General features: G+C 70.0%; 9 protein-coding genes and 1 pseudogene. 1 reads left to right on the top strand and 9 read right to left on the bottom strand.

Translation table 11 applies throughout. The features are described from left to right. Positions 1 to 155: 155 nt before the first annotated feature. Positions 156 to 440 (top strand): hypothetical protein, encoded by a 285-nt coding sequence (locus ABDW35_RS26115; RefSeq protein ID WP_343716784.1) that lies wholly within the window; start codon positions 156 to 158, stop codon positions 438 to 440. A gap of 73 nt (positions 441 to 513) precedes the next feature. On the opposite strand, the gene ABDW35_RS26110 is transcribed toward ABDW35_RS26115, so the two are convergent. From ABDW35_RS26110 to ABDW35_RS26070, 9 genes and pseudogenes are all read right to left on the bottom strand, one after another. Continuing rightward, positions 514 to 957: a MarR family transcriptional regulator gene (locus ABDW35_RS26110; RefSeq protein WP_343716783.1), complete on the bottom strand. Its 444-nt coding sequence runs from the start codon at positions 955 to 957 to the stop codon at positions 514 to 516. 12 nt (positions 958 to 969) lie between these two features. Beyond that, on the bottom strand, positions 970 to 1,674 hold the full coding sequence (locus ABDW35_RS26105) for an ABC transporter ATP-binding protein (protein WP_343716782.1): 705 nt from the start codon (positions 1,672 to 1,674) through the stop codon (positions 970 to 972). Then, positions 1,671 to 2,450: an ABC transporter ATP-binding protein gene (locus ABDW35_RS26100; protein WP_343716781.1), complete on the bottom strand. Its 780-nt coding sequence runs from the start codon at positions 2,448 to 2,450 to the stop codon at positions 1,671 to 1,673. The genes ABDW35_RS26105 and ABDW35_RS26100 overlap by 4 nt, the downstream gene beginning before the upstream one ends. Further along, the gene (locus ABDW35_RS26095) at positions 2,447 to 4,333 is read right to left on the bottom strand and encodes an ABC transporter permease (protein ID WP_343716780.1); all 1,887 of its coding nucleotides are present in this window, start codon (positions 4,331 to 4,333) and stop codon (positions 2,447 to 2,449) included. The genes ABDW35_RS26100 and ABDW35_RS26095 overlap by 4 nt, the downstream gene beginning before the upstream one ends. 191 nt (positions 4,334 to 4,524) lie before the next feature. Beyond that, a complete protein-coding gene (locus tag ABDW35_RS26090; protein ID WP_343716779.1) occupies positions 4,525 to 5,727 on the bottom strand; it encodes an ABC transporter substrate-binding protein in 1,203 nt (400 codons plus the stop codon). A gap of 205 nt (positions 5,728 to 5,932) precedes the next feature. Continuing rightward, entirely contained in the window at positions 5,933 to 6,517 is a 585-nt protein-coding gene (locus ABDW35_RS26085; protein ID WP_343716778.1) for an amino acid synthesis family protein, read from the bottom strand. Further along, entirely contained in the window at positions 6,514 to 7,098 is a 585-nt protein-coding gene (locus ABDW35_RS26080; RefSeq protein WP_343716777.1) for an amino acid synthesis family protein, read from the bottom strand. Before ABDW35_RS26080 ends, ABDW35_RS26085 begins: the two co-directional genes overlap by 4 nt. Continuing rightward, entirely contained in the window at positions 7,091 to 8,107 is a 1,017-nt protein-coding gene (locus tag ABDW35_RS26075) for a UPF0280 family protein (RefSeq protein WP_343716776.1), read from the bottom strand. The genes ABDW35_RS26080 and ABDW35_RS26075 overlap by 8 nt, the downstream gene beginning before the upstream one ends. A 9-nt stretch (positions 8,108 to 8,116) precedes the next feature. After that, a pseudogene (locus tag ABDW35_RS26070) lies at positions 8,117 to 8,414 on the bottom strand (6-hydroxynicotinate reductase); the annotation flags it as partial.

The following is an 8,414-nucleotide window of genomic DNA, read 5'->3' as shown; positions in this document are numbered from 1 at the left end:
CGGCAAGTATGTGCGCACGCACGCGGACGGCTACTGGAACGACAATCTGCTCGCGCTGATGGAGTGCGTGGCCTAATTGCCGGTATCGACTTCTCGACCGGGCATGGGGCCGTGGGCTCCTGCCCGGACCTCCCCACAAAAATAGGACTCAAGACATGCCGGATTTGAAGGTCGCGCACGTGCGCCAACAGGGCGTCGATCTCATCATTGCGCCCCTTGATCGCCAGTTCGGTTACAAGACGCGCGAGGCTCAGCAGGAGATCATCGATGAGATTCAGCTACACTCCCGATCGGCTGGGCTCGCAGGTACCGTGGTCCCGGTGTGGGATGGCGGCGGTGGACAGATGGCCTTTATCGCGCCAAGGAACTGGCACGCGTTCTTCAGAAGCCTGAATCTCCGTGCCGTTTGGGCGAACGTCAATCGGGAGCTTCATTGGTAGGCAATGAGCAAGATGGCCCGAGTTGCACTACTCCGATGTTCTGGTCGACATAGCCTCAAACGGGCAAATCTACCTAGCCCAGCTTCCGCAGCAGCTCGATCAGAGTCGTGCGCTCCGCCTCGCTCAGCGGTGCCAGCGTCTCCTCGGTGATGCGGTGCGCCAGCGGCACGATGCGCTCGGCCAGGGCCTGGCCGGCGGGGCTCAGGGCCACCTCCAGCCGGCGGCCGTCCTCTGGGTCCGGGCGGGTCTCGATCAGGCCGCGCTTGCCCAGCCGGTCGACCACGCCCTTGATCGTCGCCGCGTCCATGGCGGTGCGGCGGCCGAGCCGGTTCTGCGAGCAGGGGCCGCGCTCCAAGAGCTTGGCTAGCACCGCCCATTGCGTCGCCGTCAGGTCCTGCTCGCCGATGCCGGCGGCGAAGATCGCCGCGTGGCGTTGGCTGACCTGGCGCAGGATGAAGCCGATCTGGTCGTCGAGGATGTAGGCCGGCCCGTTGGGCCTGCGCGCGGCGATGGTCATGGGCGCCTCATATCACACGGCGAGATAGGCGTCGCGGATCTCCGGCTGCGCCTCCAGCTCCGCCATCGTGCCGCCGAAGCGGATGCGGCCGGTCTCGATGATGTAGGCGCGGTCGCTGATCAGCCGGGCGAAATGTAGGTTCTGCTCAGACAAGAGGACGCTCAGCCCCTCGCGCTTCATCGCCAGGATGGCGTCGGCCATCTGCTCGACGATCTTCGGCGCCAGCCCTTCCGACGGCTCGTCCAGCAGCACCAGCGACGGGTTGCCCATCAGGGTCCGGGCGATGGTCAGCATCTGCTGCTCGCCGCCGCTCATCCGCCCGCCGGGGCGGCGGCGCATCTCGGCCAGGTTGGGGAACAGGGCGTAGAGGCGCTCCGGCGTCCAGGTCGGCGCGCCCGGCCGCGGCGGCTGCAGGCCGACGACCAGGTTCTCCTCCACCGTCAGATCGGTGAAGATCCGCCGGTCCTCCGGCACATAGCCCAGGCCGGCGCGGGCGATCTCATGCGTCGGCTTGGACGAGATCTCGGTGCCGCGGAACAGAATCCGGCCCTCGCGCCGCGGCACCAGCCCGACCAGCGAGCGGAAGGTGGTGGACTTGCCGGCGCCGTTGCGGCCGAGAAAGGCGACCACCTCGCCCTCGCCGACCTCGAAGCCGACATCGAACAGGATGTGGGCCGGGCCGTAATGGGCGTTGAGGCCGGAGACCGAGAGCGTCATGCCGGCACCCCTTCGCGATGCTTGGCGTAGTAGAGCAGCCCGTCGCCGAGATAGACCGCGCGCACCTGCGGGTCGCGGCGCACCGCCTCGGGCGGCCCCTCGGCGATCAGCGCGCCGCGGTTCAGCACCATGATCCGGTCGGCATGCTCGAACACCACATCCATGTCGTGCTCGGTGAACAGCACGCCGATCCGCCGCTGCCGCGCGACCTGCGCCGTCAGTCGCATCAGCGCCACCCGCTCCTTCGGCGCCATGCCGGCGGTCGGCTCGTCCATCAAAAGCAATTTGGGTGCGTTGGCGAGTGCGATCGACAGCTCCAGCCGCTTGACGTCGCCATAGGCGAGCTCCCCGCAGGCCCGCTCCGCCGCGCCGCCGAGGCCGACGAGGTCGAGCAGCGCGTCGGCCTCGTCGCGATAGGCGCGGCCGGCGAAAGCCAGGCCGAACCGGCGGTGATGCGACAGCAGCGCCACCTGGACGTTCTCGCGCACGGTCATCGAGGCGAAGGTGGCGGCGATCTGGAAGGTGCGGCCGACGCCCAGGCGCCAGACCCGGCGCGGCGCCAGGCCGGTGATGTCGCGCCCCTCCAGCTTCACCCGGCCGGCATTGGGGCGGATCTGGCCGTTCAGCATGTTGAAGCAGGTGCTCTTGCCGGCGCCGTTCGGGCCGATCAGGGCCAGGATCCCGCCGGCCTCGAGCGTGAAGTCGACGCCGCGCACCGCCGGCACGCCGGCATAGGATTTGGCCAGGCCTTGGACCTGCAGCAGAGGCGCGCTCATTCCGCGGCCTCCATGCGGGAGGCGGCGGCGGAGATCGAGGCGGGAGGCTTGCGCCGCCTGGCCCGCCACTCCTCGACGAAGCCGACGAGGCCCTTGGGGAAGGCCACCACCAGCAGCACGATGATGCCGCCCAGCACCAGCTTCGACAGGTCGGTCTGGCTGACCAGCCAGATCGCCAGCGCCTTGTAGACGATGGCGCCGACCACGGCGCCGGAGACGGTCTCGATGCCGCCGAGCAGCACCATCACCAGCCCGTCGATCGACAGCGGGATGCCGAGATTGTCCGGGAACACGCTGCCCTTGAGGAAGGCGAACAGCGCCCCGGCCAGCCCGGCCATAGTGCCGGCGGCCAGGAAGGCGATCCACTGCACCCCGGCCCGGCCGATGCCGATCGCCTCGGCCCGCTGGGTCGAATCCCGCACCCCGCGCAGGGCGAAGCCGAAGGGCGAGAAGGTCAGGATGCGCAGCAGCGCGATGCCGGCGGCCGCGATGGCCAGCGCCAGCCAGTAGAAGCCGGCCGGGTCGGCGGCCCAGGATGACGGCCAGATCCCCAGCATGCCGTTGTCGCCGCCGGTCAGCTCGACCCATTGCGTCGCCACCGACCAGGCGATCTGGGCGAAGGCCAGGGTCAGCATGGCGAAATAGACGCCGGACAGGCGGACGCAGAAGGCGCCGAACAGCGCCGCGCCGATCAGGCCGAACAGCGGCCCGGCCAAGAGCGCCGCCTCCATCGGCAGGCCCATGGCCTTGACCGCGAAGGCCGCGCCATAGGTGCCGAGGCCGAAATAGGCGGCATGGCCGAAGGAGGCGAGGCCGCCGGTCGTCATCAGGAACTGCAGGCTGGCGGCGAACAGGGCGAAGATCGCGATCTCCGTCGCCACCGCCAGGGCGTACCCGCCGGCCACCGTCGGCAGCAGCGCCGCGACGACGAGGGCGGCCAGCAGCGCGATGCGCTCGCCTGCGGCGAAGGGGCGCCAGGGCCGGATCGAGATGCCGACGGTCGGCCGGGCCGCCGCCTCCGGCTTGCCCAGCAGGCCCCAGGGCCGCACCACCAGCACGCAGGCCATCACCAGGAACACCAGCACCAGCGAGATGGTGGGGAAGACCAGGATGCCGAACGCGTTCAGCTCCGACACCAGCACCGCGGCGATGAAGGCGCCGGGCACGCTGCCGAGGCCGCCGATCACCACCACCACGAACACCTCGACGATGATGCGCAGGTCCATGGTGTGAGTGACGGCGTCGCGCGGGATCTGCAGCGCCCCGCCCAGTCCGGCCAGGAACACGCCGAGGGCGAAGACGCTGGTGAACAGCCATTTCTGGTTCACGCCCAGCGCCGCGATCATGTCGCGGTCCTGGGTCGCCGCGCGCACCAGCACGCCCCAGCGGGTGCGCCGGAACAACAGCCACAGCAGCCCCAGCACCACGGGGCCGAGGACGATCAGGAACAGGTCGTACAGCGGCAGCCTCTGGCCCAGGATCTCGACCGCGCCGCGGAAGCCCGGCGCGCGGCGGCCGACCAGGTCCTCCGGCCCCCAGATCAGCACCGCCAGGTCCTGCACCATCAGGGTGACGCCGAAGGTGGCCAGCAGCTGGAACAGCTCCGGCGCGCGGTAGATCCGGCGCAGCAGCACGATCTCCAGCAGGGCGCCGAGCGCTGCCACGATCACGGCGGCGAGGACGAGGCCGCCCCAGAAGCCGAGGGTGCCGGAGAAGCGCTCGGTCAGGGTGTAGGCCAGGTAGGCGCCCAGCATGTAGAAGGCGCCATGCGCGAAGTTCACGATCCGCGTCACGCCGAAGATGATCGACAGGCCCGACGCCACCAGGAACAGCGAGGCGGCGCTGGCGAGTCCAGTCAGGAACTGGGCGACGAGGAAATCCACCAAGCCTCTCCCGTTTTATCCTAGTCCCCCCTCCCCCTGCGGGAGGGGGTAGGGGGAGGGGGTTGCCGATGCGGGACTCCGGCAGTGCCGGTTCAAAACTGCGCTGGGGTCCAGACCATCCGAACGGTTTTCGTCGGCCCGAACCCCCTCCCCCTAACCCCCTCCCGCGAGGGGAGGGGGGACAAGGACGGCTACTCCGCCGGCCGCAGCTTGGCGACCTCGGCGTCAGACGGCAGGTAGTTGGCGCCGTCGCGGTACTGGAAGTCGGTCATCACGCCCTTGCCGTCCTCGACCGTGGTCTTGCCGACGAAAGCGCCCAGGGTCGACTGGTGGTCGACCTTGCGGAAGGTGATCGGGCCGAAAGGACTGTCGACTCCGATGCCCTCGGCCGCCGCGATCATCTTGTCGGGGTCGGCCGACCCGGCCTTGGCCAGGATCGCCGCGATCGACTTCATGGTGGTGTAGCCGACGATCGAGCCGAGCCGCGGATAGTCGCTGTACTTGGCCTGGTACGCCTTCAGGAACGCGTCATGCTCGGGCGACTTGATCGCGTACCAGGGATAGCCGGTGACGATCCAGCCCTCCGGCGTCTCGTCCTTCAGCGGGTCGAGATACTCCGGCTCGCCGGTCAGGAAGCTGACCACCGAGCGGTCGTCGAACAGGCCGCGGGTGTTGCCCTCGCGCACGAACTTCACCAGGTCGGCGCCGAAGGTGACGTTCAGGATCGCCTCGGGCTTCGCCGCCGCGAGCGCCTGCACCACCGCGCCGGCGTCAATCTTGCCCTGCGGCGGCCACTGCTCGTTCACCCATTCGATGTCCGGCCGCTTGGCCGACAGCAACTGCTTGAACACGGCGACGGCCGACTGGCCGTATTCGTAGTTCGGCGCCACCGTGGCCCAGCGCTTGGCCGGCAGCTTCGCCGCCTCCTCGGCCAGCATCGCCGCCTGCATGTAGTTCGACGGGCGCAGCCGGAAGGTGTAGCGATTGCCGTTGGCCCAGGTCACGGCGTCGGTCAGGGGCTCCGCCGCCATGAAGAACACCTTCTTCTGCTTGGCGAAGTCCGACACGGCAAGGCCGATATTGGAGAAGAAGGTGCCGGCCAGGATGGTGACGCCCTCGGACGAGACCAGCTCATTGGCGGCGGTCACGGCGTCGGCCGGCTTGCCGCCATCGTCCTTGGAGATCACGACCAGCTTCTGGCCGTTCACCCCGCCGGCGGCGTTGACCTCGTCGATCGCCAGCTGCCAGCCCTTGCGATAGGGCTCGGTGAAGGCCGGGAGGCCGGAATAGCTGTTGATCTCCCCGATCTTGATCTCCTGCGCCCCGGCCAAGGCCGGACCCCAGAGCACGGCGGCCAGCGCCAGCGCCGCCGCGACGTGAAACCTTGCCTTCATCCCCTGTCTCCTTCGTGTCCCTGTCGGTCGGGCTACCTTGTGGTTTGCCCTCTCGCCGTAGCGGTTTCCAGGCCCTTGTTCCTATTCCCCCAATTGTCATGCCCGGGCTTGACCCGGGCATCCAGAAGGTCTCGACACCCTCTGGATTGCCGGGTCAAGCCCGGCAATGACAACGAGAAGGAAAGTCGGGCGCGGCTTCAATGCTCTATCTGAGCCCGTCCTCTCCCTTGATCTCGCTCGCCTTCAGCCCGCCGACCCGGGGCAGGGGGCGGCCGCTGTCGGTCACCGCCACCGCGACCACGATCTCGCCGGCGCGTGGCGCATCGGCGATGCGCACCTCCATGCCGTCGAAATGGCTGCGGACATAGGCGGCGTCCTTGTGGCCCAGCGGGATGTCCAGCGCCACGCCGGGACCGCCGCGCTTCTTCGAGGACGGGATCAGCGCCGCACCCTTGCCCAACACCTTGCGCACCGGCGTGCCCAGCTTCGGGTGCAGGATGGCGGCGGCGTGCTCCAACTCGCCATTCTCGCCCACCGCCGCGGCCTTGCCATAGCTTTCCGCCGCCGGCCCGTCGATGCCCAGCGCCGCCACCGCCTTCTCGGCCAGCAGCGCCCCCAGCTCCTCGCCGATCTCGAACAGCTCGGTCAGGTCGTCGACGTAGCGGCCGGCGAAGGGATTCTCGATCACCGCCACCGCGGCGGCGCGGCGAGTCGGCGGGATGACCGGCCGGCCCATCTCGGTCACCGTCTCCTCGACCACGGTGACGATCTTGCGGATCTTCGCGCTCATCGCAGCCCGTCCTCGCCCTTGATCTCGCTGGCCTTCAGCCCGCCGACGCGGGCGTGGATGCGGGCGCCGGTGGTCATCACCAGCACCAGCGCGATCTCATCCGCCTTCGGGCCGTCCGGCACGCCGACTTCCATCGCGTCGAAATGGCTGCGGACATAGGAGGCGTCGATATGCGTCACCGGCACGTCCAGCCGCGCGCCGGGCCCGCCGACCTTCTTGGCCGAGGGCACGATCGCCTTGGCGCCACCCAACGCCTCGCGCATGGCATAGCCACCGGGGACATGCCACAGTGCGCCGTGCTCCAGCTCGCCGGCGGCGCCGACGATGGCGCCCTTGCCGTAGCCTTCGATCGCCTTCGGGTCGCCGCCCAGCGCCCGGATCAGCTGCTGCGCCATGGCCAAGCCCAGCGGCTTCAGGTCGTCCATGAAGCCCGCGATCTCCTCGACATAGCGGCCGGCGAATGGGTTGCGGATCACGGCGATGATCGCCCCGCGGCGCAGCGGCGTCGCGGCCGGCGGTCCGCCCTCGTGGAAGATCTCCTCGACGGTGACCAGGCGCTTGCGGATCTCGACCTCAGGCATGGATGGGGCTCTGCGTTGTGGGTTCGGGCTGATGGGCCGGTGCCGCCCCCTCACCCGGAACCGCTGCCGCGGTTCCGACCTCTCCCCGGGGGAGAGGTAAATTCCCTCTCCTCGGGGAGAGGGAGGGGCCCGACGCCGAAGGCGGCGGGAGGGTGAGGGGGTTCTCGCCGAGTCCCACGGTTCTTGTTTCACCGCTCAGATGCAGCGCGGCGGCGCGGATCAGGCCGCGGGCGATCAGGGTTTCGGCCGTCCCGGCGCCGGCCGCGAGGGCGGCGTCGATCTCGTCCGGGGCCAGCGGGCCGACGCCGCGGGTCACCGGGCGGTCGCCCAGGTCGCTGTCGGGCTGCAGCTCGCGCGCGGGGACGCGCTGGATCGCGGGATGGCCGGGCAGGTCGACGGCATTGGCCACCACCGTGGCCGCGGCATCGGCCTCGGCGGCGCCGGCGGCCAGGATGGTGACGGCGTCGGCGATGCCGAGCGAGAAGCTGCGGCCGCGCCAGCCGCTGGTGGCGATGCCGCGAATCCCGTCCTCCGCCGTCAGCACCGAAGTGCCGAACAGGCCGGGCCGGTCCGGGCGGTCGACCAGGCCGACGGTGAAGCTCTGTCCCGGCGCCAGATACAGGGCGATGTCGCCGCCATTGTTGACATAGGCGCGGGCGAGCGGCGCCGCCGCGCTCATCGCCGCCAGCACCGCCTCGGCCACCGCACCGGCCACCGCTGCCATCGGGGTGATGAAGCCGTCGGCGGCATAGGCCGCTACCGCGTCATGCATGCGGCGGGCGATCGGGCCCTGCAGCGCGCACCCATCCGGCCGGGCCGGCGTGCGCAGCAGGGGCAGCTCGTCGCACAGCTCGTCCAGCAGGCCGGTGAAGCGCCGCGCCGCCGCCTGATAGGCGGCCTGCACCGCCTCCATTGCTCCGTTGGCCTCGACGATCAGGTCGATCGGCCCGTCCTGCAGATGCAGGCGCCGCCCGTCGGGCAGCAGCGCGATCTGCGGAACCCGGGCCATGGGCGGGCGTCAGCCGTGCGACCGCTTCGCGCCTTCCGGCGCGAAGGGCCAGGGGTTGTCGCGATGTCCAGGCACCTGCCGCCGCGCCGCGTCGACGCCGAGGGAGGAGAGGGGGCGGACATGGTCCATATGCCCCTCCAGCGCCTCGTAGTCCGACAGGCGCAGGGTGAACTCGATCGGCGCCACCAGGGCCGGGGTGGGGACATAGCCGAAGGCGTTCTCCGGCACCCGGGTGACATCGACCATGAAGGTGATGCCGCCGCCCGGCCAGACATAGACGGGGGCGCCGCCGCAGGTGACATAGGTC

This window comes from Inquilinus sp. (assembly GCF_039594555.1).
Taxonomy (GTDB): domain Bacteria; phylum Pseudomonadota; class Alphaproteobacteria; order DSM-16000; family Inquilinaceae; genus Inquilinus.
The sequence above is the reverse complement of the archived record's forward strand: the minus strand, read 5'-3'. Positions and strand labels throughout refer to the sequence as shown.

What these genes read in the sequence shown, in the direction of transcription:
- ABDW35_RS26115 (WP_343716784.1), top strand. Translation starts at nt 156, where the DNA reads ATGCCGGATTTGAAGGTCGCGCACGTGCGCCAACAGGGCGTCGATCTC.
- ABDW35_RS26110 (WP_343716783.1), bottom strand. Translation starts at nt 957, where the DNA reads ATGACCATCGCCGCGCGCAGGCCCAACGGGCCGGCCTACATCCTCGAC.
- ABDW35_RS26105 (WP_343716782.1), bottom strand. Translation starts at nt 1,674, where the DNA reads ATGACGCTCTCGGTCTCCGGCCTCAACGCCCATTACGGCCCGGCCCAC.
- ABDW35_RS26100 (WP_343716781.1), bottom strand. Translation starts at nt 2,450, where the DNA reads ATGAGCGCGCCTCTGCTGCAGGTCCAAGGCCTGGCCAAATCCTATGCC.
- ABDW35_RS26090 (WP_343716779.1), bottom strand. Translation starts at nt 5,727, where the DNA reads ATGAAGGCAAGGTTTCACGTCGCGGCGGCGCTGGCGCTGGCCGCCGTG.
- ABDW35_RS26085 (WP_343716778.1), bottom strand. Translation starts at nt 6,517, where the DNA reads ATGAGCGCGAAGATCCGCAAGATCGTCACCGTGGTCGAGGAGACGGTG.
- ABDW35_RS26080 (WP_343716777.1), bottom strand. Translation starts at nt 7,098, where the DNA reads ATGCCTGAGGTCGAGATCCGCAAGCGCCTGGTCACCGTCGAGGAGATC.
- ABDW35_RS26075 (WP_343716776.1), bottom strand. Translation starts at nt 8,107, where the DNA reads ATGGCCCGGGTTCCGCAGATCGCGCTGCTGCCCGACGGGCGGCGCCTG.